At 71.6% G+C, this 24,872-nt stretch carries 22 protein-coding genes; 12 read left to right on the top strand and 10 right to left on the bottom strand.

Features of this window, described 5'->3' with window-relative positions; all coding sequences use genetic code 11:
• The gene (locus AC07EJ_RS06005) at nt 1-975 is read right to left on the bottom strand and encodes a carbohydrate kinase family protein (RefSeq protein ID WP_389474880.1); all 975 of its coding nucleotides are present in this window, start codon (nt 973-975) and stop codon (nt 1-3) included.
• A 133-nt stretch (nt 976-1,108) separates the two neighbouring features.
• Here AC07EJ_RS06005 and AC07EJ_RS06000 point away from each other — a divergent pair, with 133 nt between their 5' ends.
• Nucleotides 1,109-1,321 (top strand): hypothetical protein, encoded by a 213-nt coding sequence (locus AC07EJ_RS06000; protein WP_389474878.1) that lies wholly within the window; start codon nt 1,109-1,111, stop codon nt 1,319-1,321.
• A 122-nt stretch (nt 1,322-1,443) separates the two neighbouring features.
• Entirely contained in the window at nt 1,444-2,925 is a 1,482-nt protein-coding gene (locus AC07EJ_RS05995; RefSeq protein WP_478883856.1) for a hypothetical protein, read from the top strand.
• Between the two features lie 75 nt (nt 2,926-3,000).
• Here the strand turns inward: AC07EJ_RS05995 and AC07EJ_RS05990 are convergent, their stop codons facing one another.
• Nucleotides 3,001-3,357: an iron-sulfur cluster assembly accessory protein gene (locus AC07EJ_RS05990; protein ID WP_100592151.1), complete on the bottom strand. Its 357-nt coding sequence runs from the start codon at nt 3,355-3,357 to the stop codon at nt 3,001-3,003.
• A gap of 279 nt (nt 3,358-3,636) precedes the next feature.
• On the opposite strand from AC07EJ_RS05990, the gene nadA reads away from it, so the two are divergent.
• Nucleotides 3,637-4,827, top strand: coding sequence for a quinolinate synthase NadA (nadA, locus tag AC07EJ_RS05985; protein ID WP_326776131.1), 1,191 nt, complete (start codon nt 3,637-3,639; stop codon nt 4,825-4,827).
• A 78-nt stretch (nt 4,828-4,905) separates the two neighbouring features.
• Here nadA and AC07EJ_RS05980 read toward each other — a convergent pair whose 3' ends face one another.
• The 5 genes from AC07EJ_RS05980 to AC07EJ_RS05960 form a co-directional block, all read right to left on the bottom strand.
• On the bottom strand, nt 4,906-8,049 hold the full coding sequence (locus AC07EJ_RS05980; RefSeq protein WP_478883855.1) for an efflux RND transporter permease subunit: 3,144 nt from the start codon (nt 8,047-8,049) through the stop codon (nt 4,906-4,908).
• Between the two features lie 186 nt (nt 8,050-8,235).
• Nucleotides 8,236-8,934, bottom strand: coding sequence for a response regulator transcription factor (locus AC07EJ_RS05975; RefSeq protein WP_362899947.1), 699 nt, complete (start codon nt 8,932-8,934; stop codon nt 8,236-8,238).
• Nucleotides 8,931-10,163, bottom strand: coding sequence for a sensor histidine kinase (locus tag AC07EJ_RS05970; RefSeq protein ID WP_478883854.1), 1,233 nt, complete (start codon nt 10,161-10,163; stop codon nt 8,931-8,933). Before AC07EJ_RS05970 ends, AC07EJ_RS05975 begins: the two co-directional genes overlap by 4 nt.
• A gap of 88 nt (nt 10,164-10,251) precedes the next feature.
• Entirely contained in the window at nt 10,252-10,530 is a 279-nt protein-coding gene (pspAA, locus tag AC07EJ_RS05965) for a PspA-associated protein PspAA (protein ID WP_389475672.1), read from the bottom strand.
• A gap of 21 nt (nt 10,531-10,551) precedes the next feature.
• Nucleotides 10,552-11,349 (bottom strand): PspA/IM30 family protein, encoded by a 798-nt coding sequence (locus AC07EJ_RS05960; RefSeq protein WP_116502507.1) that lies wholly within the window; start codon nt 11,347-11,349, stop codon nt 10,552-10,554.
• A 225-nt stretch (nt 11,350-11,574) separates the two neighbouring features.
• Here AC07EJ_RS05960 and AC07EJ_RS05955 point away from each other — a divergent pair, with 225 nt between their 5' ends.
• Nucleotides 11,575-12,246 carry a DUF3043 domain-containing protein gene (locus AC07EJ_RS05955; RefSeq protein WP_389476320.1) on the top strand — a complete coding sequence of 224 codons (672 nt, stop codon included), beginning with the start codon at nt 11,575-11,577 and terminating at the stop codon, nt 12,244-12,246.
• A gap of 83 nt (nt 12,247-12,329) precedes the next feature.
• Nucleotides 12,330-13,037 (top strand): class I SAM-dependent methyltransferase, encoded by a 708-nt coding sequence (locus AC07EJ_RS05950; RefSeq protein WP_389476322.1) that lies wholly within the window; start codon nt 12,330-12,332, stop codon nt 13,035-13,037.
• Nucleotides 13,038-13,462: 425 nt separating this feature from the next.
• On the opposite strand, the gene AC07EJ_RS05945 is transcribed toward AC07EJ_RS05950, so the two are convergent.
• The gene (locus AC07EJ_RS05945; RefSeq protein WP_362899937.1) at nt 13,463-13,681 is read right to left on the bottom strand and encodes a hypothetical protein; all 219 of its coding nucleotides are present in this window, start codon (nt 13,679-13,681) and stop codon (nt 13,463-13,465) included.
• 101 nt (nt 13,682-13,782) lie between these two features.
• On the opposite strand from AC07EJ_RS05945, the gene AC07EJ_RS05940 reads away from it, so the two are divergent.
• Nucleotides 13,783-14,982 (top strand): bifunctional adenosylcobinamide kinase/adenosylcobinamide-phosphate guanylyltransferase, encoded by a 1,200-nt coding sequence (locus tag AC07EJ_RS05940; protein ID WP_478883853.1) that lies wholly within the window; start codon nt 13,783-13,785, stop codon nt 14,980-14,982.
• 7 nt (nt 14,983-14,989) lie between these two features.
• Here the strand turns inward: AC07EJ_RS05940 and AC07EJ_RS05935 are convergent, their stop codons facing one another.
• A complete protein-coding gene (locus AC07EJ_RS05935) occupies nt 14,990-16,081 on the bottom strand; it encodes a class I SAM-dependent methyltransferase (RefSeq protein WP_389475677.1) in 1,092 nt (363 codons plus the stop codon).
• Between the two features lie 183 nt (nt 16,082-16,264).
• On the opposite strand from AC07EJ_RS05935, the gene cobT reads away from it, so the two are divergent.
• The 3 genes from cobT (at nt 16,265) to AC07EJ_RS05920 (ending at nt 19,976) form a co-directional block, all read left to right on the top strand.
• Complete coding sequence (gene cobT / locus AC07EJ_RS05930; protein WP_389475679.1) at nt 16,265-17,380, top strand: nicotinate-nucleotide--dimethylbenzimidazole phosphoribosyltransferase; 1,116 nt, start codon at nt 16,265-16,267, stop codon at nt 17,378-17,380.
• A gap of 122 nt (nt 17,381-17,502) precedes the next feature.
• On the top strand, nt 17,503-19,278 hold the full coding sequence (locus AC07EJ_RS05925; RefSeq protein WP_389475681.1) for a phosphatidylglycerol lysyltransferase domain-containing protein: 1,776 nt from the start codon (nt 17,503-17,505) through the stop codon (nt 19,276-19,278).
• Entirely contained in the window at nt 19,275-19,976 is a 702-nt protein-coding gene (locus AC07EJ_RS05920) for a hypothetical protein (protein WP_389475683.1), read from the top strand. Before AC07EJ_RS05925 ends, AC07EJ_RS05920 begins: the two co-directional genes overlap by 4 nt.
• Here AC07EJ_RS05920 and AC07EJ_RS05915 read toward each other — a convergent pair.
• A complete protein-coding gene (locus AC07EJ_RS05915; protein ID WP_478883852.1) occupies nt 19,925-20,680 on the bottom strand; it encodes a hypothetical protein in 756 nt (251 codons plus the stop codon). The two genes, AC07EJ_RS05920 and AC07EJ_RS05915, sit on opposite strands and share 52 nt — an antisense overlap.
• 67 nt (nt 20,681-20,747) lie before the next feature.
• Here AC07EJ_RS05915 and AC07EJ_RS05910 point away from each other — a divergent pair, with 67 nt between their 5' ends.
• The 3 genes from AC07EJ_RS05910 to lpdA all read left to right on the top strand — a co-directional run bounded on the left by AC07EJ_RS05910 (nt 20,748) and on the right by lpdA (nt 24,861).
• On the top strand, nt 20,748-21,530 hold the full coding sequence (locus AC07EJ_RS05910) for an adenosylcobinamide-GDP ribazoletransferase (RefSeq protein WP_478883851.1): 783 nt from the start codon (nt 20,748-20,750) through the stop codon (nt 21,528-21,530).
• Between the two features lie 127 nt (nt 21,531-21,657).
• Nucleotides 21,658-23,193 carry a leucyl aminopeptidase gene (locus AC07EJ_RS05905; protein WP_389475689.1) on the top strand — a complete coding sequence of 512 codons (1,536 nt, stop codon included), beginning with the start codon at nt 21,658-21,660 and terminating at the stop codon, nt 23,191-23,193.
• Nucleotides 23,194-23,472: 279 nt separating this feature from the next.
• On the top strand, nt 23,473-24,861 hold the full coding sequence (lpdA, locus tag AC07EJ_RS05900) for a dihydrolipoyl dehydrogenase (RefSeq protein ID WP_376544113.1): 1,389 nt from the start codon (nt 23,473-23,475) through the stop codon (nt 24,859-24,861).
• The last annotated feature ends 11 nt before the right edge of the window (nt 24,862-24,872 follow it).

The raw sequence follows: 24,872 nt of genomic DNA, 5'->3' as shown, positions 1-24,872 counted from the left end.
CTACTTCAGGTGCTGCTTGACCTCGGCCGCGGCCTCGTGGCCGTACGCCTTGGTGAAGCGGTCCATGAAGGAGCTGCGGCTCAGCTGGTACTCCTGCGTACCGAGGGTCTCGATGACCAGCGTGGCGAGCATGCAGCCGACCTGGGCGGCGCGCTCGTGGCCGACGCCCCAGGCCAGGCCGGACAGGAAGCCCGCGCGGAACGCGTCGCCGACGCCGGTCGGGTCGACCTTGGCCTTCTCCTCGGCGCAGCCGACCTCGATCGGGTCCCCGCCGGTGCTCTCGATCCGGACGCCGCGCGAGCCGAGGGTCGTGACGCGGTGGCCGACCTTGCCGAGGATCTCCTCGTCGGTCCAGCCGGTCTTGCTCTCGATGAGGCCCTTCTCGTACTCGTTGGAGAAGAGGTAGGTCGCGCCGTCCAGGAGCGTGCGGATCTCGTCGCCGTTCATCCGGGCGATCTGCTGCGAGAAGTCCGCGGCGAACGGGATGGAGCGCGAGCGGCACTCCTCCGTGTGGCGGAGCATGCCCTCCGGGTCGTCCGCGCCGATCAGGACCAGGTCGAGGCCGCCGACGCGCTCGGCGACGGACTGGAGCTCGATGAGGCGGGCCTCGCTCATGGCGCCCGTGTAGAAGGAGCCGATCTGGTTGTGGTCGGCGTCCGTGGTGCACACGAAGCGGGCGGTGTGCAGGACCTCGGAGATGCGCACGGAGGCGGTGTCCACGCCGTGCCGGTCGAGCCAGGCGCGGTACTCGTCGAAGTCGGAGCCCGCGGCGCCGACCAGGATCGGGTCCGTACCGAGCTGCCCCATGCCGAACGCGATGTTCGCGCCGACACCGCCCCGGCGGACGTCGAGGTTGTCGACGAGGAAGGAGAGGGAGACCGTGTGCAGCTGATCCGCGACCAGCTGGTCGGCGAAGCGGCCGGGGAAGGTCATGAGGTGGTCGGTGGCGATGGAACCGGTGACTGCGATACGCACGGCGTGGTCACGTCTTCCTGAGCGGAGGGGGTTGACGCTTTACGCTACCGGGTCACGCCCGTCCGGCCGAAGCGGCAAAACTACCCGATAGTAGGGCTTTCTTCGCGGGGCTGGACCTGCTTAGCGTTCTTCTATGACGAACCTCAAGGTCCGCACCGCGTCCGCACCGCTCGACCTCGAAGGCGGCCTCGCCTCCCTGCGCGGCGACTGCGCCCGTATGGCCCCGCGCTGGAGGGCCCCCGCCAAGAACAAGCAGGCCCCCGTCACCCCCTCCCGCATCCACGGCGTCGTCGTGCCCTCCAAGTCCGCGCGGCTCATCGACTCGATGTCCGAATACGGGGACTAGAGGCGGCCCGGCGCGGCCCCTGCGGAGCGAGGAGGGAACCGCACGCTCCCCCGCCGCGTCCCATCGCTGTTCCCCCGTAAAGGGGATACGGCGTACGACGCAGCAGGCAAAGGAGCGATGCGGTGAGCACCGAGCAGACGCAGGATCGACACCGGGGGCGGTCCCCGCTGGCCGTCGCCTCGGTCGCGGCAGCGGTACTCCTCGTCGGTGGCGGTGGCGCGTATCTCGCGGCGACCTCGGCCGACGGCAGTGGCCGCGGCGGCACCCCGGCCGCCGGCGAAGACTCCACTCCCCCGCCTCTCGCCCTGGACGGCTACCGGGCGGGCGGCACGGGCTCCACCTCGGGAATAGCACCGGGTGAGCCCGACCCGAACGGCACCCGCTACCGGGCCGACGGCAAGCTCCCCACGGGGCCCGGCGACGCCCCCGTCTACCGGACCGAGGGCAAGGTGACCGCGGCCGATGTCGCCGCACTCGCCAGGACCCTGGACGCGCAGGGCACCCCGCGCCTGGAGAACGGCGCATGGAAGGTGGGCCCGGCGAAGGACGGCTCGGGCCCCTCACTCCAGGTGACCGAGCGGGCACCCGGCGCCTGGACGTACGCGCGCTACGCACCGTCCGCGGGCCACAAGTGCGCGAGCCCGGCCAAGTGCACCGAGACGCCGGGGAACGGCAGCACCAAGGACGCCGTGAGCGAGGGCGCCGCGAAGAAGGCGGCCGCCCCCGTCCTCAAGGCGCTCGGGCAGGACGATGCCAAGCTCGACACGCGCCAACTGATGGGCGCGGTACGGGTGGTGAACGCGGAGCCCCGCGTCGGCGACCTGCCCACGTACGGCTGGACCACGGGCGTCCAGGTCGGTTCAGACGGTCAAGTGGTCGGCGGCAGCGGCCAGTTGAAGAAGCCGGTCAAGGGCGACACGTATCCCGTGATCAGCGCGCAGAAGACGCTCGATCTACTCAACTCCACGGCTGTCGGGGCCGGTCGCGTCGGTATCGGCGGCTGCGCGAGCCCGGTGCCGGTGAAGGAGCGGGACGAGGCGCCGTGCAAGGCGCCGACGAAGCTGCCCGCGGCGGAGCCCGTCCATGTCAAGGGCGCGACGTTCGGGCTCGCGGCGCAGTTCACGCAGGGGCGGCAGATCCTCGTACCGTCGTGGCTGTTCCAGGTGAAGCCGCAGGGCGGGCAGGCGGCCTTCACGGTGACGCATCCCGCGGTGGACCCGAAGTTCCTGACGTCGCCGCAGGCGCAGGGGCCGACGGACAAGCCGAGCCCGCGGCCGAGCGTGCGGCCCGGCGACCCGGGGACCGAAACCCGCGACGTGCGCCCCGACGGCTACACCGTGGACGGGCGGACGCTCACGGCGCACTTCACGGGCGGTGTGTGCAGCACCTACACGGCCTCGGCGACGGAGCAGGACGGCAAGGTCGCCCTGAAGGTCACGGAGACCCGGAAGAAGGGCACGGTCTGCATCGCGATGGCGAAGTTCTACACGCTGCCGGTGACGCTGGACGAGCCGCTCGACGGCCGTAAGGTCGTGGACTCGAAGGACAAGGCGGTGCCGCACGCGGACAGCGGGCGCGGGCACGAGCCGGCGCCGCAGAGCTGAGCGCGTGACGAGACACGAAGCGGCGGTTCCCCCTCGAGCAGGGAACCGCCGCTTCGTGTACGTACAGGCTCAGGCTCAGCTGAACGAGTCGCCGCAGGCGCAGGAGCCCGTGGCGTTCGGGTTGTCGATCGTGAAGCCCTGCTTCTCGATGGTGTCGACGAAGTCGACGGAGGCGCCGCCCAGGTACGGGGCGCTCATGCGGTCGGTGACGACCTTGACGCCACCGAAGTCCTTGACGACGTCCCCGTCGAGGGAGCGCTCGTCGAAGAAGAGCTGGTAGCGCAGGCCGGAGCAGCCTCCGGGCTGAACGGCGACGCGCAGCGCCAGGTCGTCGCGCCCTTCCTGGTCAAGGAGGGCCTTGACCTTGGCCGCGGCGGCGTCGGACAGGAGGATGCCGTCGCTCACGGTGGTGGTCTCGTCCGATACGGACATCTGCTTCTCTCCAGGGTTGTACGGAGACTGCTTGCCGACGTTCCAACCGGCGGGGCCGCGGTTTCATTCCGGCCCTGGCGCTCGTGTTTCGCCTCTCGGCGAGTTCGGCTTCCTTGCCCTTTCATGCTCGCACACCCGGCGCGCGGCGGGCACGGGCCGGTCCACGCGGATTGCGTCACATCGACACGATGGCCATCGTCATTCTGACGTGAAGCAGTTATCATAGATAGCGTCATTTCGACGAGAAGCCTCGCCGCACGAATGTCATAACAAGAAAGGGTGCGTGACGTGACCACGGCCCAGACCACCGTTGACCTGGACGTCCAGCCGACTCCGCTGGCTCTCCTGCTGCTCGGCCGCGAGGCCGACCCGCGGAGCGAGCGCGGCGTGGAGTGCCCTGGAGACCTGCCCTCCCCGTCCGACCCGGACCTGGTGGAGCGCGCCCGCGCGGCCAAGGAGAGGCTCGGGGACAAGGTCTTCGTGCTCGGCCACCACTACCAGCGCGACGAGGTCATCCAGTTCGCGGACGTCACCGGCGACTCCTTCAAGCTCGCCCGCGACGCTGCCGCCAGGCCGGAGGCCGAGTACATCGTCTTCTGCGGTGTGCACTTCATGGCCGAGTCCGCCGACATCCTCACCGGCGACGACCAGAAGGTGGTCCTGCCCGACCTGGCCGCCGGGTGCTCCATGGCCGACATGGCCACCGCCGAGCAGGTCGCCGAGTGCTGGGACGTGCTGACCGAGGCCGGCATCGCCGAGCAGGTCGTGCCCGTCTCGTACATGAACTCCTCGGCGGACATCAAGGCGTTCACCGGCAAGCACGGCGGCACCATCTGCACCTCGTCCAACGCGAAGAGGGCGCTGGACTGGGCCTTCGAGCAGGGCGAGAAGGTGCTGTTCCTGCCGGACCAGCACCTGGGCCGCAACACCGCCGTGCGGGACATGGGCATGTCCCTGGAGGACTGCGTCCTGTACAACCCGCACAAGCCGAACGGCGGCCTGACCGCCGAGGAGCTGCGGAACGCGAAGATGATCCTGTGGCGCGGGCACTGCTCGGTGCACGGGCGCTTCTCGATCGACTCGGTCAACGACGTCCGCGAGCGGATCCCCGGCGTACGGGTCCTGGTGCACCCCGAGTGCAAGCACGAGGTCGTCGCCGCGGCGGACGAGGTCGGCTCGACGGAGTACATCATCAAGGCGCTCGACGCGGCCCCGGCCGGGTCGAAGTGGGCGATCGGCACCGAGCTCAACCTGGTGCGGCGCCTCGCCAATGCCCACCCCGACAAGGAGATCGTCTTCCTCGACAAGACGGTCTGCTTCTGCTCGACGATGAACCGCATCGACCTGCCGCACCTGGTGTGGACCCTGGAGTCCCTGGCAGAGGGCAACCTGGTCAACCGGATCGAGGTCGACCGCGAGACCGAGCAGTTCGCCAAGCAGGCGCTGGAGCGGATGCTGGCGCTGCCGTAGGCGCAACCACTGAACAAGCCCGGAGCCCGGGTCCCACCTCGCGGTGGGACCCGGGCTCCGGGCTGTTCGACGTGTGCGTCAGACCTGCGCCGGCTCCGGCTCGTCCGACGCCGCATCCGGCGCCTGCTCCGGCAGAGCGCCCGCCTTCTTCGCCCGCTTCGCCTCGCGCTTCTTGCGGCGCCGCTCCTTGCGGAGCTCCAGCATCGCGTAGAGCGTCGGGACGAGGAGGAGCGTCAGGAGCGTCGACGTGATCAGACCGCCGATCACCACGACCGCGAGCGGCTGGGCGATGAAGCCGCCCTCGCCGGTGACGCCGAGCGCCATCGGGAGCAGGGCGAAGATCGTCGCCAGGGCCGTCATGAGGATCGGGCGCAGACGGTGGCGGCCGCCCTCGATGACCGCCTCGATCGTGCCGTAGCCCTCCTTGCGGTACTGGTTGATCAGGTCGATCAGGACGATCGCGTTGGTGACCACGATGCCGATGAGCATCAGCATGCCGATCATCGCCGGGACGCCCATCGGGGTGCCGGTGGCGACGAGCAGGCCGATCGCGCCGGTCGCCGCGAACGGGATCGAGACCAGCAGGATCAGCGGCTGGGCCAGCGAGCGGAACGTGGCGACCAGGAGCATGAACACGATCGCGATCGCGGCCAGCATCGCGAGGCCGAGGTTCTTGAACGCGTCGTCCTGGTCGGACGTGACGCCGCCGATCGTGGCCGTCGCGCCCGCGGGCAGCTTCAGCGCGTTGATCTTCGTCTGCAGGTCGGCGCTGACCGCGCCCGTGTTGTCACCGGTCGGCTTGGCTGTGATCGTCGCGGCGCGGGCGCCGTCGATCCGGGTCATGGAGACCGGCCCGTCGACCAGCTTCACGGTGGCGATGTCGCCGAGCTTCAGACCGCCGGGGCCCATCGGGAGCTTCTTGAGCTCGTCCATGGTGGTGGCGGGCTTCGCCGACTTCACGACGACATCGCGCTCGGTGTCGTCGAGGATCGCCTTGCCGCTGGTGGTGCCGCGCACGGCCTGGCCGACGGCCGCGCCGAGCGTGGTGTCGTTGAACCCGGCCGCCGCGGCCTTGGAGTTGGCCTTGACCGAGATCCGCGGGACCGACTGCGACAGGTCGCTGGTGACGTCCGTGACGTCGTCGAGCTTGGCGACCTCGTCGCGTACCTCGTCGGCCGCCTTGCGCAGGACCTGGCCGTCGGCCGCCTTCACCACGACGCTGAGGTCCTGGCTGCCGAAGCCGTCACCGGCCGCGATGGTGGTCCGGCCGACCCCGGAGAGCGCCTTGAGACCCTTCTCTATGCGGTCCTGGGTCTTCTCGTACGACGCCTTGTCCTTCAGCGTCACCTGGTACGACGCCTGGTTGGTGTCCGTACCGCCACCGAAGGCCGCCATGAAGCCGGACGAGCCGATGGTGACCTGGTAGTCCTTGACCGAGTCGATGCCGTCGAGCATCCCCTCGATCTTCTTCGCCGCGGCGTCGGTCGCCGCCAGGCTGGTGCCGGGCTTCAACTCCTGCTTGACGGACAGGACTTCCTGCTCGCCCTGGTCGAAGAAGTTCGTCTTCAGCATGGGGGCCATGCCGAACGTGCCGACCAGGACCACGACCGCGATGAGGACGCTGGTGAGGCGGCGACGGGTCGCGAAGCGCAGGACGGGGACGTAGATCCGCTGGAGCCAGGAACGCGCCTCCTTCTCCTCCGCCTTGCGGCGCGCCTCCTCCGGGTCGACGCCCTTGATCGCCTTCGGCGGGCGCAGGAACCAGTACGACAGGACCGGGACGACCGTGAGCGAGACGATCAGGGAGGCCAGCAGGGCCGCCGTGACCGTCAGCGAGAACGAGCCGAACAGCTCGCCGACCATGCCGCCCACCAGGCCGATGGGCAGGAAGACGGCGACGGTGGTCAGGGTGGACGACGTGACGGCGCCCGCGACCTCGCGGACCGCCTTGAGGATCGCCTCCTGGCGCTCCTCGCCGTAGCCGAGGTGCCGCTTGATGTTCTCCAGGACGACGATGGAGTCGTCCACGACACGGCCGATCGCGATGGTCAGCGCGCCGAGCGTGAGCATGTTGAGCGAGAGGTCGCGGGTCCACAGGACGATCAGGGCCAGGACGACCGAGAGCGGGATCGAGACCGCGGTGACCAGGGTCGAGCGGATCGACGCCAGGAAGACCAGGATGACGAGGACCGCGAAGAGCAGACCGAGCGCGCCCTCCGTGGTCAGGCCGTCGATGGACTTGGAGACGGCGGGGCCCTGGTCGCTGACGACCGTGAGCTTCGCGCCGGTACCGAGGTCCTTGCGCAGGTCGGGGAGCTTGTCCTTGACCGCGTCGGAGATGGCGACCGCACTGCCGTCGTGGTCCATGGTGACCATGACCGCGAGGCTGGGCTTGCCGTCGGTGCGGGTGATCGAGTCGGCCTTGGCGGGCTGCTGCGCCACCTTGGCGACGTCACCGAGGCGTACGGGCTTCCTGACGCCTTCGCCGGTGACCATCAGGTCCTGGATCTGCTTCAGGGAGGTGAAGCCGCCGCCGACCTGGACGGTGCGGTTGCTGCCGCCCTCGTCGAAGGAGCCGGCCGGCACGGTCGCGCCGCCCGCCTGGAGGGACTGGCCGAGCGCGGCCTGGCTGACGCCGGCCGCGGCGAGCTTCTTGTCGTCGGGGGTGACGGTGACCTGGAGGTCGCGCACACCGTCGACGGTGACCTGACCGACGCCGTCGATGTCCTTGAGGGTCGGGACGACGGTCTTGTCGAGCTGGTCGGCGAGCGCCTGCTGGTCCTTGTCGGACGTGACGGCGAGGACGACGGTCGGTATGTCGTCCGTGGAGCCCGCGATGACCTGCGGGTCGACGTCGTCGGGGAGCTGGGCGCGGGCCCGGTTCACGGCCTGCTGGACGTCGGCGACGAGCTGCTTGGAGCCGTTGCCGTAGTCGAACTGGGCCATGATCACGGCGTTGCCCTCGCTCGCCGTGGAGGTGATGCCGGTGATGCCGTCGACCGCGTCGATGGTCGATTCGAGCGGCTCGATGACCTGCTTCTCGACCACGTCGGGAGACGCGCCCTGGTACGGGGCCAGGACGGACACCATGGGCAGTTCGATGGAGGGCAGCAGCTGCTGCTTGAGCTGAGGGATCGCGATGGCGCCGAAGACGATCGCGATGATCGACATCAGCCCGATCAGGGCCCGTTGAGCGAGGCTGAATCTCGACAGCCAGGACATGGTGTGGGTCTCTCTCTGTGGCGAGCGCGGCAGGAGGAGGCCCCGGGCGTCCGGGGGACGCGGGTGCGTCCGAAGACACGTGCGGGGCCCCCTACACCCTCAGTCATGCCGGAGGCCGGTTCCGTCGCTCCCAGGTCCCGTTCTTATGCACCGCATACTGCGCCCGTAGTACGCGGAGCCCCCGGCTCACTCCACCCTTGGACGGACCAGGCCCGATTCGTACGCGATTACTACGAGTTGGGCACGGTCGCGGGCGCCGAGCTTGGCCATGGCGCGGTTCACATGGGTCTTGACCGTGAGGGGGCTGACCTGGAGGCGCTCCGCGATCTCGTCGTTCGAGTGGCCGCCGGCGACCTGGACGAGGACCTCGCGCTCGCGGGTGGTGAGCGCGGCGAGGCGTTCGCCGTGGGCGCCGCCGGGGCGCGCACCCTCCTCCCAGTCCCCGTAACCCTCGCCCTGCGCGAGGAACTTGGCGATCAGCCCCTTGGTCGCGACGGGTGACAGGAGCGCATCGCCCGCGGCGGCGATCCGCACGGCGCCGAGCAGCTCCTCGGGTTCGGCTCCCTTGCCGAGGAAGCCGGAGGCGCCCGCGCGCAGCGACTGGACGACGTACTCGTCGACCTCGAACGTCGTGAGCATCACGACGCGTACGTGCGCGAGTTCGGGGTCGGCGCTGATCAGACGGGTCGCGGCGAGTCCGTCGGTGCCGGGCATCCGGATGTCCATCAGGACCACATCGGCCTTCTCGGACTTGGCGAGGCGGACCGCCTCCGCGCCGTCCGAGGCCTCGCCGACGACGAGCATGTCGGGTTCGGAGTCCACGAGGACGCGGAAGGCGCTGCGCAGCAGGGCCTGGTCGTCGGCGAGCAGTACCCGAATGGTCATCCAGCGTCCCTCGTGTCCGTGGCGCGGCCCGCGGTGACGTGGGCCTGGACGGGCAGGATCGCATGGACGCGGAACCCTCCCCCGTACCGCGGTCCCGCCGAGCAGCTGCCGCCGATCGCGGCGGCGCGCTCGCGCATGCCGAGCAGACCGTGGCCGCCGCTGTCGGCCGAGGGCTGCGCGGTGCCCGGCCCGTTGTCGAGGATCGTGACCTCGATGTTCGGGCCTACGCGCACGACGCTGACCTCGGCCTTGGCCTCGGCGCCCGCGTGCTTGCGCACATTGGTGAGGGCCTCCTGGATGATGCGGTAGGCGGCCAGGTCGACGGCGGCCGGCAGATCACCGGCCCGGTCGGCGCAGGCGACCTCCACGGGCAGGCCCGCGTTGCGGAACGTGCCGACGAGGTCTTCGAGGCGGTCGAGTCCCGGTGCCGGTTCGGTGGGGGCCTCGGGGTCGCCGGACTGCCTCAACAGGCCCACGGTGGCGCGGAGTTCGTTGAGCGCGGAGCGGCTCGCCTCACGCACGTGCGCCAGCGCCTCCTTGGCCTGGTCGGGGCGCTTGTCCATGACGTGCGAGGCGACGCCCGCCTGGACGTTGACCAGGGCGATGTGGTGCGCGACGACGTCGTGCAGGTCGCGGGCGATGCGCAGGCGCTCCTCGGCGACGCGGCGCCGGGCCTCCTCCTCCCGCGTGCGCTCGGCCCGCTCGGCCCGCTCGCGTATCGCGTCGACGAACGCGCGCCGGCTGCGCACGGCGTCCCCGGCCGCGGCGGCCATGCCGGTCCAGGCGAAGATGCCGATGTTCTCCTGCGCGTACCAGGGCAGTGGGCCCGCCAGCATGGCGGCGGCGGTGAGGACGGTCATGGTGGCGAGGCCGACGCGCCAGGTGGTGGGGCGGTCGGTGGTGGCGGCGACGGTGTAGAGCGCGACGACAGCGCTCATCGCGACGGGTGCACGGGGGTCGCCGGTGATGAGCTCGGCCAGGGTGACGGCGGAGGTGGCCGCCAGGACCGCCATGGGGGCCCGGCGCCGCAGGACGAGGGCGGCCGCTCCGAGCACCATGAGGAGGACGCTGAGGACCTGGGGGCTGCGGGTGCCCCAGGTGGGGGTGCCGTCCGGGCCGCCGTTCGGATCGGCGAAGGAGGCGGCGATCATGCAGAGCAGCACCGCTGCCGCGAGGGCCGCGTCCATGGCCCGGGGATGGGCCCTGGCCCAGCGTACGAAGGGGGTCACCGGCGTCACGGTATCGCCCCCTCGTCCGTGCGCGGCATGCCCGCCCGTGTGCGGTCAGCGCGGCAGTCCGCGTACTGCCGCCGGCGGCTCACCCAGGGATCAGACCTTCGTCGCTCAGCATCTCCCGGACCTCTTCCAGGGTCGCGTCCGCGGACGGAAGAATGAGTTCCGACGGTTCGAGGGACGCGTCGGGCAGCGGGGTGCCGAGGGAGCGCACCCTTTCGAGCAGGGCGTTGAGCGTGCGGCGGAAAGCGGGACCGTCCCCGTTCTCCATCTCGGCCAGGAGCTCGTCGTCGAGCTTGTTGAGCTCGGCGAAGTGGCTGTCGGCCAGCTCCACCTGCCCCTCCCCCATGATCCGTACGATCATGACGCCCTCCTCGGCGTGGGACTACTGCTTGTCGAAGCGCGGGGTGTCCTGCGGCGTCTGCGTCGGGGACTGCTGGCCCTGCCCGCCCTCGATGGCCTGCTGCGAGGAGGAGGAACCGCCCGACAGCTCGGCCTTCATCCGCTGGAGTTCCAGCTCTACATCCGTACCACCGGAGAGGCGGTCCAGCTCGCTCTGGATGTCGTCCTTGGCGAGGCCGGACTGGTCGTCGAGGGCGCCGGAGGCAAGCAGTTCGTCGATCGCGCCGGCGCGGGCCTGGAGCTGCGCCGTCTTGTCCTCGGCACGCTGGATGGCCATGCCCACGTCGCCCATCTCCTCGGAGATGCCGGAGAAGGCCTCGCCGATCCGGGTCTGCGCCTGGGCCGCGGTGTAGGTCGCCTTGATCGTCTCCTTCTTCGTACGGAAGGCGTCGACCTTGGCCTGGAGGCGCTGCGCCGCGAGGGTGAGCTTCTCCTCCTCGCCCTGGAGGGTCTGGTGCTGCGTCTCCAGGTCGGTGACCTGCTGCTGGAGGGCGGCCCGGCGCGAGAGCGCCTCGCGGGCCAGGTCCTCGCGGCCGAGCGCGAGCGCCTTGCGGCCCTGGTCCTCCAGCTTGGACGACTGGGTCTGGAGCTGGTTGAGCTGCAGCTCCAGACGCTTGCGCGAGGTCGCCACGTCGGCGACGCCGCGGCGCACCTTCTGGAGCAGCTCCAGCTGCTTCTGGTACGAGTAATCGAGGGTCTCGCGCGGGTCCTCGGCCCGGTCAAGGGCCTTGTTCGCCTTCGCGCGGAAGATCATCCCCATACGCTTCATGACACCGCTCATGGGCTTCGCGCGCCCCCTTCTGAAAGATCCAGCAGACGTCCAGCACCAGCCACTGCGACAGAACCCACAGTACGGGTCCTGCCTCTATTACCGCACTGTTCAGGTACGGATGCGCTCATCCCCAAGGACGACTGCGTCCTGTGCCGCTCCGGCACAGGGAGTAGGTGTCCCCCTGGGGCCGGACCGACGAGCACGCGGTGCAGCCGCCGGGAACGCTCAGCAACACTGACGCAGGGTGTTGCCGGATCGTTCCCCACTCGCCTCTGGTCCATTCGGCCGCACCCCGTACCCTTGGGTTTTGTGTTCCGTAGCCGATCCAAGGACGAGAAGGCCCAGGCCGCCAAGGCGCCGGTGACCGACTCCACGCAGCCCCGTGACCCGCAGGCCCCCAAGGGCCGCCCCACGCCCAAGCGCAGCCAGGCACAGACCCAGCGCCGCAGCGTGGCCAATACGCCGACGAACCGCAAGGAGGCGGCTAAGCGGCAGCGCGACGAGCGCCGCACCGCGATGGAGAGGCAGCGCCAGGCCCTCGCCAACGGTGACGAGCGTTACCTTCCCGCCCGTGACAAGGGTCCGGTGCGCAGGTTCGCACGCGACTTCGTCGACTCCCGCTTCTGCATCGCCGAGTTCTTCCTGCCGCTGGCGGTGGTGATCCTCGTGATGACCATGGTCCGGATCTCCAGCCTGCAGAACATCGCGTTGCTGCTCTGGCTCATCGTGATCGTGCTGATCGTGCTCGACTCGGTCGTCACCGCGTTCCGCCTGAAGAAGCGCCTGGCCGAGAAGTTCCCGAACGAGCCGAAGAAGGGCGCCGTCGCGTACGCCCTGATGCGCACGCTCCAGATGCGCCGGCTCCGTCTGCCCAAGCCCCAGGTCAAGCGCGGGGAGCGGCCCTGAGCACGGAGGCTTTCTCCGGCGGCGCCGCGGCGTCCTGGCTCGGCAAGCTGGACGGTCTGCGCAACGCCGTGCGCCAGGAGCTCGTGGCCCGGCAGCTCGACGAGCAGCTGGCCGCGCGCTACCCCGTCGGGCAGCGGCTGCGGATCCTCGACGTCGGCATGGGCCAGGGCACGCAGGCCCTGCGCCTGGCGCGGGCCGGACATCAGGTGACCGGGGTCGAGCAGGATCCAGGGATGATCGCCGCGGCGCGGGCCGCGCTCGCCGAGGAGCCCGAGGGCATCCGCGGCCGGGTGCGCCTCGTGGAGGGCGACGGCCGGGACACCGGGGTGCACTTCCTGCCCGGCAGCTTCGACGTGGTGCTGTGCCACGGGGTCCTGATGTACGCCGAGGACCCCGACGCGCTGCTCGCGGGCCTGGCGCGGATGCTGGCCCCTGGCGGCCTGCTCTCGCTCCTCGTGCGCAACGGTGACGCGCTCGCCATGCGGCCCGGCCTCGCCGGGGACTGGCAGACGGCGCTCGGCTCCTTCGACTCGCTCGCGTACCGCAACCGGCTCGGACTCGACGTGCGGGCCGACCGCCTCGACGCCCTGACCGCGACGCTGGCCGGGATCGGGGCTCCGCTGCACGCCTGGTACGGGGTGCGGGTCTTCACGGACACGGCGGGGGACGACGCGCCCGTGCCGCCGCCCGGCGAGTTCCACACGCTGCTCGCAGCGGAGGAACGGGCGGGCCGCACGGAGCCGTACCGCCGGGTCGCGGCGCTGCTGCACCTGTGCGGCGTGCGGGGCTGAGGGGTCCCGGCGGCGCGCCCCTGTTCGGCGGGACCGGCATCACCACGATGACGTCGCTCGCGGAGGAACGCGCGCCCCACTAGCCGGACGACGAGTCTCGGCGACGTACACGAGGAGCGGGGCCGAGGAGACGGTCGAGGTCACGCTCGGCGAGATCCAGGACGGACGCATCGGGCACAAGAGGGGCGGGGGCCCCGGGGGGGGGGCGCCCCCCCCGGCGGCCAGAGGCGAGAGCAAACCCAACCGAGCACACCCCAGCAATCAGAGCTCCGCGGACCCGCGCGCCCCCCGCCGCCCGGCCGGGGGGGGGCCCCCCGTGTCGTGGTCGCTGTGCCGCACGTCGTGACGCTCCTCCGGGTCCACACGGGGGGCGGCGCGCCGTGCGGGCCCCCGCCCCTCTCGGCGTTCCGGAAGGTGCTGCGGACCTACGCCGGCGCGTCCTCCGCGTGCAGGCCCATCGGGCCGTAGATCACCGCGTCGTCCTCGAAGAGGGTGACCTGGTCGGCGCCGCCTTCCGCGAGGGCCTTCCAGAACTCGCCGATCCACGACTCCGCGTCGCCCTGGGTCGTGAACTCCTCCGGCTGCACCGCCGGCTGGACCTCCGTCCCGTCCGACTTCTCGAACCTCCACGTCCACGCCGCCATGTCAGCCTCCAGAGAGTCAACGGACCAGCTCACCGTCTCAACTACTGCCCGGAAGCCTAGCCGGGCGAGCGCCGCTCGCGGTGGCGCGGGAGGATCTTCCCGTGGAACTCACTCTGCTCGGCACCGGCGCACCCACCGGCCTGCCCCGTCCGGACTGCCCCTGCGCGGCCTGCGCCACCGCCCTCGGGCCGGGCGCGCGCGCCGCGACCGCGCTCCTGATCGACGGCGTGCTGCTGCTCGACCTCACGCCGGGGGCGGCGTTCGCCGCCGCCCGCTCGGGGCACGGTCTCGGCGGCGTACGGCAGGTCCTGCTCTCGCATCCGCACGACGGGCCGCCCGTCGAGGTGCCGGCAGGGCTGGTGTCGCCGGTCCGGGTGCCGGACGGGAGCGAGCTGGCGCTGCTGACCGGGCACCGGGTGCGGGCGCTGCCGACGGACTCGCCGGGGACGGCCTACGAGGTGACCGGCCCGGACGGCGAACGTCTGCTGTATCTGCCGCCGGGCGCGGCGCCCGCGGGCTTCGAGGAGGCCGAGCGGCCGTACGAGATGGTGCTCGCCGACATCGTGGACCGCCCGGACGCGGCGGCGAGGCTGCGGGCCGTGGGCGCGATCGGTGCGACGACCGATGTGCTCGCGGTCCACATCGACCACGACGTGCCGCCGGGGCCGGAGCTGACGCGCCGTCTGGCGGCGGCGGGCGCGCGGGCCGTGCCGGACGGGACGACGCTCGTGGTGGGGGAGTACGAGAACGTGCCGGACGTACCGCGCAGGACGCTGGTCCTCGGCGGTGCCAGGTCGGGGAAGTCGGTCGAGGCCGAGCGGCGGCTCGAGGCGTTCCCGGGCGTGCTGTACGTGGCGACGGGCGGCACGCGGGGCGGGGACACCGAGTGGTCGCAGCGGGTGGCGCTGCACCGCGAGCGGCGTCCGGGCTCCTGGAACACGACGGAGACCTGTGACCTCGTGCCGCTCCTCGCGCAGGACGGGCCCCCGCTGCTCATCGACTGCCTGTCGCTGTGGCTGACGTACGCCATGGACGAGGTGCAGGCCTGGGACGACGCGGAGTGGGCGGGCGGCGGGGAGCGGGCGCTGCGGGAGAAGGTCGCGGCGCTGACGGAGGCCGTGCGGGGCACCTCGCGCACGGTCGTCGCCGTGTCGAACGAGGTCGGGTCCGGGATCGTCCCGGCCACCGCGTCGGGCCGCCGCTACCGGGACGAACTGGGGCGCCTGAACGCGGCGTTCGCGGCCGAGTGCGAACAGGTACTGCTCGTGGTGGCCGGTCAGGCGCTGGTGCTGCGCGGCTGACGCGGGATCAGTCCGCGGTGCGCCCGCCAGGGTTTCTGCGGGCGACGACCCGGTAGGCGTTGGAGAAGCGGGTGCGGCCCGCCAGCGGGGCGAGCAGCTGGTCCGCCGCGTAGGCCGCGGCGACGAGGGGTCCGACGGCGTACGTCAGGGCCGTGCGCAGCCTGCGCTGGAGCCGGGTGGGGGCCTTGCTGCGCCAGGGAGCGTCGGCGCTCGGCAGCCAGTGGCCGAGGAACAGGGCGAGGCCGGCGGTGAGGTCGAGCGGCACGTGCGCCTCGCGGCGGTCGGTCGCGACGACGGTGTAACCGAGGCGCTCCAGCTCGCGGCGGAGGTTGTCCATCGGGATGAGGTGCAGGTGCTGGGGCTGGAAGTACGACACCCACCACTTGCCGAGCAGCTTCGCGTAGCGGCTCTCGGGGTCGGGGACCTCGATGAGGAGGTGGCCGCCGGGGCGCAGGACGGTGCGGGCGGCCTTGAGTTCCTCGCGCGGGTCGGTGGCGTGCTCCAGGTAGTGGAACATGCTCAGCGCGTCGTAGCGTCCTGCGAGCGCGGGGGCGAGTTCGGTGAGGGTGCCGCGGTGGGCCTCCTCGACGCGGCCGGCCCTGCGGCCCTCCTCGACGGCGGCTCCGGTGTCGAGCCCGTCGAAGGCGGTGTACGGGTGGACCTCCTTGGCGGCCGCCGGGAAGTGGCCCTGCCCGGTGGCGACGTCCAGCCAGCTCTCCGGCTCGATGAGGGCCAGCAGGGTGCGGGCGGCGGCACGGTGGCGCCGGGCCGAGCGCCGTGCGGAGTGCTGGGCCTTCAGGAGTCGGGCGGAGTGGCCGGCGTTGAGCCCGTCGTAGAAGTCCCGGTAGTAGAAGGCCAGGCCCTCGGGGGTCAGGCGCGGGTTCTGGAAGGAGTGCGAGCAGGCGCGGCACTGGTCGACGACGAAGCTGCCCGGCTTGTGCTGGAGGAGGTCGGTGGTCCGCAGCCGGGTGCGCAGCCGGCTGGAGCCGCACCAGGGGCAGTCGGTCCTGCGCGGCTCGTGGAACCGGTCGGTGCCCTGGGCGAGTTCGGTGAGATAGGCGGGCCGCCGCTCGGCGACGGCCTCGGTCGTGGGGGTCATCACGAACTCCTGTGGGACGGTCCGGGGGGCGCCACACCACCCTGGGGCGATACGACAATCCGGGGCATCCAGGAACGTAAAGGATCACGGAGAGACCCGCAATGACGCTGCGGATCCGATGCATCGCATGGCGTAACACCACGTCATGCGCCGTGTCGGGGAACGGCCGGTACTGTTCGGCGAATGAGCTCGCTGAATCTCGACGACTTCACCGATCTGATCGAGCGCCCCGACGGCGGGACGCGTCGCGACGCCGAGGAACGCCGTGCCCGCTTCGCGGTGCCGACCGGCGCCCTGGGCCGCCTCGACGAGCTGGGCGAGTGGCTGTCGGCCGCTCAGGCCGCGGTGCCGGTCAAGCCCCTTGAGCGGCCGCGCGTCGTGCTGTTCGCGGGTGACCACGGGGTCGCCGAACTCGGGGTGTCGGCGCGGCCCGCCGGCAGTGCCGCGGCGCTGGTGCGCCAGGCCGTCGAGGGTGCGAGCGCGTCGGCGATCCTCGCGCGGCGCCTGGGCGTTCCGGTGCGGGTGGTCGACATGTCGCTGGACTGCGAGCCCGGCGAGCTGCCCGCCGAGGTCGTACGGCACCGGGTGCGCAGGTCGTCCGGGCGCATCGACATCGAGGACGCGCTGACGCCCGAGGAGACGGAGGCCGCGTTCCGCGCGGGCATGGCCGTCGCCGACGAGGAGGCGGACTCGGGCACGGACCTGGTGGTGCTCGGCGATCTCAGCGTGGGCGGCACGACGGCGGCCGCGACGCTGATCGCGGCGCTGTGCGGGACGGACGCGTCCGTGGTGACCGGACGCGGCGGCGCGCCGATCGACGACCTCGCATGGATGCGCAAGTGCGCGGCCGTGCGGGACGCCCTGCGGCGGGCCAGGCCCGTGCTCGGCGACCAGCTGGCGCTGCTCGGCGCGGTGGGCGGCGCGGACCTCGCCGCCGCGACCGGGTTCCTGCTGCAGAGCGCGGTGCGGCGTACGCCGGTGATCCTGGACGGCGTCGTGTCGGCGGCCTGCGCGCTCGTCGGGCAGCGGATCGCGTTCCGGGCGCCGGACTGGTGGCTGGCGGGCCAGTCGAGCGGGGAGCCCGCGCAGGCGAAGGCGCTGGACCGGATGGCGATGGAGCCGCTGCTCGACCAGGGCGTCACCGTGGGCGAGGGGGCGGGGGCGCTGCTCGCGCTGCCGCTGGTGCAGGCCGCCGCGGCGCTGGCCGCGGAGCTGCCGGAGGTCCCGCAGGCCGCCGACGAGCCGCAGATCACCGAGGCGGCCGCCGACGAGCCGGCGACCGCCGACGCGGGCGAGTAGGGCACCGGACACGCCTCTTTGGCGGCGGGTCGCGGCGGGTTCGGTCCCGCCGCGACCCGCCGTTTCACGTCCCGGCGCTGCTCAGCCCGCATCGCCCCAAATGCCCCATATGCTCCCTGCTTATGGCAGATGAACAGACGAACGCTCCACCCGCGCGCCACGCCCACGCCTCCACCCCCACCACGAAACGGGCGGCCGCCTTCCTCGTCTGGTACCTGCGCGTCGTCACGTTCATCAACTTCCTGAGCGCGGTCTGGGTCTCCCTCGGCCAGGACCTGCAACGGCACAACACCGACAACTACTTCACCCCGTACCTGCTGACGGCCGGCTTCGCGTCCGGGGTCTTCACCTGGTTCCTGGCGATCACGATGCGCCGCCGCAAGCGTGCCGCGTGGATCCTCAACCTCGTGCTCAGCGGGCTCTTCCTGCTCCTGTTCATCGTCGTGATGTTCTTCCCCGAGGTGCGCCGCTACGCACAGAACTGGATCTCGCTCGTCCTGACCGCCGCGTTCGTCGTCGCGCTGCTGCTCGGGCGGCGGGAGTTCTACGCGAAGGGGGACCGCTCGAACGCGAAGCTCGCGGCCGCGGTCGGGATCGGCGGACTCCTCGTGACGTCCCTGTTCGCGACGTTCCTCGTGACCGTCACCAACCAGGCGCACAACGGGCACCACTCGACGTTCCTCGAGCGCTGGCGCTACGGCACCCTGCGCCTCATCTCGGTCGCCACCGACGAGTCCCGCTACCCCGGCATCACGTCGCCGAACTGGGTCAACGTCGCCATCAACATCCTGAGCACCCTCCTCCTGCTCGCCGTCGCGTACGCCGCGTTCCGCTCCCGCAAGGCCGTCGACCCCATCACCCCCGACGACGAGGCGAAGCTGCGCGCGCTGCTCGACAAGGACGGCGACCGGGACTCGCTCGGCTACTTCGCGCTGCGCCGCGAGAAGAGCGTCGTGTGGTCGCCGACGGGCAAGGCGGCCGTTGCGTACCGCGTCGTCGGCGGGGTCTCGCTCGCGTCGGGCGATCCGATCGGCGACCCCGAGGCGTGGCCCGGCGCCATCGCCCCCTGGCTCGTCCAGGCACGCGAACACGGCTGGATCCCGGCCGTGATGGGCGCAAGCGAGGAGGCGGGCACCATCTACGCGCGGCACGGCCTCGACGCCCTCGAACTCGGGGACGAAGCCATCGTCGAGATCAACGAGTTCACACTCGAGGGCCGAGCCATGCGCACCGTCCGGCAGGCCTACAACCGGGTCAAGCGCGCGGGTTACGAGGTGCGGATCCGGCGCCACGAGGACATCCCCGCGGACGAGATGACGTACCTGCTCCAGCGCGCCGACGACTGGCGCGACGGGGCGACCGAGCGCGGCTTCTCGATGGCGCTCGGGCGGCTCGGCGACCCGGGCGACGGGCGCTGCGTGATGCTCGAATGCACCGACGGTAAAGGCGAGTTGAAGGCGGTGCTCTCGTTCGTCCCGTGGGGGCCCGAGGGGCTCTCGCTCGATCTGATGCGGCGCGACAGGGACTCCGAGAACGGGCTGATGGAGTTCATGGTCATCGAACTGCTCCAGCGGGCCGAGGAGATCGGGATCACGCAGGTGTCGCTCAACTTCGCGATGTTCCGGTCCGTCTTCGAACGTGGCTCGCGGCTCGGCGCGGGCCCGGTGCTGCGCCTGTGGCGCTCGCTGCTCAGCTTCTTCTCACGGTGGTGGCAGATCGAATCCCTGTACCGCGCCAACGCGAAGTACCGGCCCATCTGGGAGCCCCGCTTCCTGCTCTTCGAGAAGAGCGCCGACCTGCCGCGGATCGGCCTCGCCTCCGCGCGCGCCGAGGGCTTCCTGGAGGCGCCGGGCCTGCCGAACTGGATGCACCGCAGACATCTGGAGCCGCGCCCGTGAGATCCCCGGCCGCCCTGGCGCGCGCCGAGTGGGGCCCGCTGTGGTCGACGGTGCACGGGGAGCTCGTCACCAAGAGGTGGCGGGCGGCGCCGATGACGCTCGGCGCGGTCTGCCTCACGGCCCTGTTCCACTACGCCCAGAACCAGTCCTGGGGCTATCGGTTCGTGCAGGACATCGGCTCCGTACGGGCCGAGGACCCGCTGTGGCTGTCCCTGCTGCGCACCCCGCTGTCCCTCTTCGTGCCGGCGCTCGACCTGCCCGCGTGGGGCGCGCTCGCGCAGATCCTGATCGTGTTCGGCATCGCGGAGATCTGCCTCGGCCGGTGGGTCACGCTCGCCGTCGGATCCGTCGCCACCCTCGCCGGCACCCTCTACGCCCGCCTCGGCATCACCCTCGGCCCCGACGGCCCGCTCGGCCTGCCCGCGTCGGACGCGCTGATCGTCGACAACGGCCCGTCGGCGGCGGTCGTGGGGCTCGCCGTGTACGTGTGCTGGCGCCATCGCGCCCGGTGCACGGCGGGGTTGGTGGTCGCCGTCATGGCGACCGAGGCGGCCGTGAAGCCGAACCTCGCGGGCAAGGAGCACCTGGCGGCGATCGCCGCGGTCGCCCTGCCCGTCGCGGCGCGGTGGGCGTGTGACGCCGTACGTCACCGGGGCGCCGAGCGCTCCGGGTCGGGTGTGCCGCCGATCAGGTCCTGAAAACCCCGGCTCAGCTTCGACCAGCGCCGGTCGTGCCGGTAGGCGCGCAGCCGCGATCTGGCCCTGGCCTTCGGGCGCCGCCGGTACCAGCGCTTCGCCCACACCGACCCGGGCCGCGCGAGCCTGATGGCCCCGAACAGCGCGACGAACGGGACGAGTACGCCGACGACCGCGAGCCGGGGCTTCCCCTTGAACATGGCCAGCACGACGAACAAGAGGTTCACCAGGGCCGTGAAGATCGCGGTGCCGCGCCCCTGTTCCTCCTGTCCCGTCACGTCGTTCACCCCGAGCGGCGAGAAGCCGCTGAGGACGAGCAGCCCGAGCGCCGCCGCGAGGACCACCACCTCGACGCTCTGCCGGCCCTGCTCGGTCCAGTACACGTCGGCGAGGTGCAGGATCAGGGCGAACTCGTCGAGGACCAGGCCCGCGCCGATCCCGAAGATCACCGCGCAGATCGAGGCGCCCAGCCCGTGCCGCCCGCTGCCGACCGCGCCGAACCCGCCGATGACGGTGAGGATCACGCCGGGCACCACGTGATGGATGTGCATGCCGCCCGGGGCGACGTTGCGGAACGGTCCGCGCCCGGCGCGGATGAGGCGCGTGATCGTACGGGTCGCCGCGAAGGTCAGCAGGAACGCGGCGAGGGCGAGCAGCAGCGGCAGCTTCCCCGGCTCGCCGATGTTCCGGTACCACCAGTGACCCATACGGTCATCCTGCCGCCGGGGCACAGGCGCCGCCCGCTGTGCTGGGCCCCCCGGGTAACCTGCCGGGATGCCCGCAACCCCGGCCGACGGCCTCCGCTTCGCCTTCGGCACCCTCACCGTGCTGCCGGTCAAGGTCACCCGCTGGGACCGTGAGGCGGCCCGCGCCGGAATGCTCTGCGCCCCCGTCGCCGGGCTCGTCGTGGGCCTGGCCGCCGCCGCGCTCGGCGGGCTCCTGACGGTGCTCGGCGCCGGCCCCCTGCTCGCGGCCGTGGCGAGCGTGAGCGTCCCGGCCGCGCTGACCCGCGGACTGCACCTGGACGGGCTCGCCGACACCGCCGACGGCCTCGGCAGCGGCAAGCCGGCCGAGGACGCGCTGCGCATCATGAAGCAGTCGGACATCGGCCCGTTCGGCGTCATCACGCTCGTGCTCGCGCTGCTCGCCCAGGTCGCCGCGCTCGCCGAGCTGTACGCGGATTCGTGGGCCCGCGGCGCGCTCGCCGCCGTCGTCTCGGCACTCACCGCCCGGCTCGCGCTCACGCTGGCCTCGCGCGCCGGTGTCCCGCCGGCCCGGCCCGAGGGCCTGGGCGCGGCCGTCGCCGGGACGGTGCCGGTGCGCGGGGCGCTGCTCGCCGCCGCCGTCACCGTGTGCGCCGCCGGGGCAGCGGGCGCCGTCACCGGCGCCGCGTACGGCGCCGTGCGCGGCGCCGCGGCCGCCGTCCTGGCCTGCTGCGCGGCCGAACTCCTGCTGCGCCACTGCGTCCGGCGCTTCGGCGGGGTGACCGGTGACGTCTTCGGCGGCGTCGCCGAGACAGCCGCCACCGCCGCCCTCGTCGTCCTCACCTTCGGCTGACACGGCCCGCGGTCACATACCGCGAAGCGCACCCGCGCGTACACGGGCGTAGGCTCCCCAAGGGGCCATACACCCCACGGCCCGTCAGAACTCGTTCAGAACCCATGAAAGTAGGGACCTCACCACCGTGACTGCTCTGACTCTCAGCACCGCCGCAGCGTCCGGCCTGCGTGCCGACGCGATCGTCGTCGGTGTGGCGAAGGGTGCTGCATCCAAGCCCGGAGGGCTCGTCGTCGCCCCCGGCGCAGAGGCCGTGGACAAGGCCTACGACGGCAAGCTCGCCGCCGTTCTGGAGACCCTCGGCGCCTCTGGCGGTGAGGGGGAGGTGACGAAGCTCCCCGCCCCCTCCGGCTTCAAGGCCCCGGTCGTCCTGGCTGTCGGTCTCGGTCCGGTGCCGGAGAAGGACGAGTCGTACGACCCGGAGGCCCTGCGCCGCGCCGCCGGTGCCGCCGCCCGCGCGCTGGCCGGTGCGAAGAAGGCCGCGTTCGCGCTGCCCGTCGACGACTCGGGTGACGCGGGCGCGATCGCGGAGGGCGCCCTGCTCGGCGCGTACTCCTTCGACGCCTACAAGGAGTCCGCCCAGGACGGCGGCAAGAACGGCAAGGCGCCGCTCGCCGAGATCGCCCTGCTCGGCGCCAAGCCGCGCGACAAGGTGTTCAAGGCCGCCGTGGAGCGCGCCCTCGCCGTGACCGAGGAGCTCAACCGCGCCCGCGACCTGGTCAACACCCCGCCGAACGACCTGACCCCGGAAGCCTTCGCCGCCGTCGCCTCGGCCGCGGCCAAGGAGCACGGCATCAAGGTGCAGGTCCTCGACGAGAAGGCGCTCGTCAAGGGCGGCTTCGGCGGCATCCTCGGCGTCGGCGCCGGCTCCGAGGCCCCGCCGCGCCTGGTGAAGCTCTCCTACACGTCGTCCAAGGCGGACAAGCACCTCGCCTTCGTCGGCAAGGGCATCACGTACGACTCGGGCGGCATCTCCCTCAAGCCGGCCGGTCACAACGAGACGATGAAGTGCGACATGGCCGGCGCCGCCGCCGTGTTCGCCGCCGTCGTCGCCGCGGCCCGTCTCAAGCTGGACGTGAACGTCACCGGCTGGCTCGCGCTCGCCGAGAACATGCCGTCGGGCTCGGCCACCCGCCCGGGTGACGTGCTGCGCATGTACTCCGGCAAGACCGTCGAGGTCCTGAACACCGACGCCGAGGGCCGTCTGGTCCTGGCCGACGCCATCGCCAAGGCCTCCGAGGAGACCCCGGACGCGATCGTCGACGTCGCCACGCTGACCGGCGCGATGATGCTGGCGCTCGGCAACCGCACGTTCGGCATCATGGCGAACGACGACGCTTTCCGTACGACGATCCACGAGGTCGCCGGGGAGGTCGGCGAGCCGTCCTGGCCCATGCCGCTCCCCGCCGACCTGAAGAAGGGCATGGACTCCCCCACCGCCGACATCGCCAACATGGGCGAGCGCATGGGCGGCGGCCTGGTGGCCGGCCTCTTCCTTCAGGAGTTCGTCGGCGAGGGCATCACCTGGGCCCACCTCGACATCGCGGGCCCGGCCTTCAACGAGGCCGGCGCGTTCGGCTACACGCCCAAGGGCGGCACCGGTTCCGCGGTCCGTACGCTGGTGCGCCTCGCGGAGCGCACGGCCGCCGGTGACCTCGGCTGACGCGTAGGCACGACTCGACGGCCCCCGGGTGCGACGGCACCCGGGGGCTGTTCGCTTTCAACGAAATCCGCAGCCTGCCGGACCTCCTCACCCGGGTTTCAGGTGTAACGGCCGTCTCACCCCCGGGCCCGGCGTCCCGTCCGCCGTCGACAAGTGCGAGGATGGCCTCGGCAGGATAGGGCCCCCACCACAGGGCCGAAGCATAAAAAGCGGCCGGACACCAGCCGCCGCCCGGTCACCGCAGACCGGCGTACGGCGCACATGCATGGAGGACGTGACGTGGCGAACGACGCCAGCACCGTTTTCGACCTAGTGATCCTCGGCGGTGGCAGTGGCGGTTACGCCGCGGCCCTGCGCGGAGCGCAGCTGGGCCTGGACGTCGCCCTGATCGAGAAGAACAAGCTCGGCGGCACCTGCCTGCACAACGGATGCATCCCGACGAAGGCCCTGCTGCACGCCGGCGAGATCGCCGACCAGGCGCGCGAGGCCGAGCAGTTCGGTGTCAAGGCCTCCTTCGAGGGCATCGACATCGCGGGCGTCCACAAGTACAAGGACGACGTGATCTCCGGCCTGTACAAGGGCCTGCAGGGTCTCGTCGCCTCCCGCAAGGTGACGTACATCGAGGGCGAGGGCCGCCTGTCGTCCCCGACCTCCGTGGATGTGAACGGCCAGCGCGTCCAGGGCCGCCACGTGCTCCTCGCGACCGGCTCCGTGCCGAAGTCGCTGCCGGGCCTGGAGATCGACGGCAACCGCATCATCTCCTCGGACCACGCGCTGAAGCTGGACCGCGTCCCGCAGTCCGCGATCATCCTGGGCGGCGGCGTCATCGGCGTCGAGTTCGCCTCCGCGTGGAAGTCCTTCGGCACCGACGTCACCGTCGTCGAGGGCCTCAAGCACCTCGTGCCCGTCGAGGACGAGAACAGCTCCAAGCTCCTGGAGCGCGCGTTCCGCAAGCGCGGCATCAAGTTCAACCTCGGCACCTTCTTCGAGAAGGCCGAGTACACGCAGGACGGCGTCCGCGTGACCCTCGCCGACGGCAAGACCTTCGAGGCCGAGGTCCTCCTGGTCGCCATCGGCCGCGGCCCGGTCTCGGCCGGTCTCGGTTACGAGGAGCAGGGCGTCGCGATGGACCGCGGTTACGTCCTGGTCGACGAGTACATGCAGACCAACGTGCCGACCGTCTCGGCCGTCGGTGACCTCGTCCCCACCCTCCAGCTCGCGCACGTCGGCTTCGCCGAGGGCATCCTGGTGGCGGAGCGTCTGGCCGGTCTCAAGACCGTCCCGATCGACTACGACGGCGTGCCGAAGGTGACGTACTGCCACCCCGAGGTCGCCTCCGTCGGTATCACCGAGGCCAAGGCCAAGGAGATCTACGGTGCGGACAAGGTCGTCGCTCTGAAGTACAACCTTGCGGGCAACGGCAAGTCCAAGATCCTCAAGACCGCGGGCGAGATCAAGCTCGTCCAGGTCAAGGACGGTGCCGTGGTCGGCGTCCACATGGTCGGCGACCGTATGGGCGAGCAGGTCGGTGAAGCCCAGCTGATCTACAACTGGGAAGCGCTGCCCGCCGAGGTCGCCCAGCTCATCCACGCCCACCCGACGCAGAACGAGGCACTCGGAGAGGCCCACCTGGCCCTCGCGGGCAAGCCGCTGCACTCGCACGACTAGGTCAGGCCGCA

Source organism: Streptomyces sp. NPDC045026, assembly GCF_056432625.1.
Note: the sequence above shows the minus strand (reverse complement) of the source record. Positions and strands in the feature narration are given on the sequence as shown.